Here is a 720-nt window from a genome sequence, read left to right as displayed (position 1 = left end):
GACGAAGATACGAGTTAACCGATGAAGAATGGAATATACTTGAACCCCTGTTGCCCCCGGCCCGAAAAAAACAAGGAGGACGTCCGCCTAAGGATCGGCGTCAGATGCTCAATGCTGTGCTTTGGGTTGCTCGAACGGGAGCGCCATGGCGAGATTTGCCGAGTTATTATGGCCCTTGGTCTTCAGCCTACAGCTTTTTCTGGCGGTTGCAAAAAGCAAACATTTGGGATGAAATACTGAAGCATGTCGCTATCGAACCGGATTGGGAACAAGTCATGGTCGATGCCACCATCGTCCGCGTCCATCAACATGGAGCGGGCGCAAAAGGGGGCAGGACCGGCAAGCAATCGGACGTTCGCGCGGGGGATTAACCACCAAAATTCATGCGATGGTGGACGCGCTCGGCTATCCGCTGCGTTTCGAATTGACGCCAGGACAAGCCCACGATTCTGTCACCGGCTATCGCCTTCTTCATGAACTGGACTTCTGCCCGGGCGAAGTGTTAGCTGATCGCGCCTACGATACCAATGCCATTCTGGAGCTTTTGCAAAGCCGAGAGATTACTCCGGTTATCCCAAGCAAACGTAATCGGCGGGTAAAGCGCCCGTTAGATTCTGAAACGTATAAAGAGCGACACTTAATTGAATGCTTTTTCAACAAAGTAAAAAACTATCGACGACTGGCCACTCGCTATGAAAAAACAGCGAACATGTTCATGGC

1 protein-coding gene is annotated in these 720 nt (G+C 51.4%); it reads left to right on the top strand.

Annotated features, from left to right (window positions below; translation table 11 throughout):
• A protein-coding gene (locus IEY53_RS34825) for an IS5 family transposase (RefSeq protein ID WP_189032942.1) occupies positions 1-720 on the top strand; the annotation gives its coding sequence in 2 pieces (ribosomal slippage) (positions 1-333 and positions 333-720; 721 coding nt annotated over the 2 pieces). This gene is flagged as partial in the annotation.

This window comes from Paenibacillus albidus (assembly GCF_014644435.1).
Classification (GTDB): domain Bacteria; phylum Bacillota; class Bacilli; order Paenibacillales; family Paenibacillaceae; genus Paenibacillus_AQ; species Paenibacillus_AQ albidus.
Note: the sequence above shows the minus strand (reverse complement) of the source record. Positions and strands in the feature narration are given on the sequence as shown.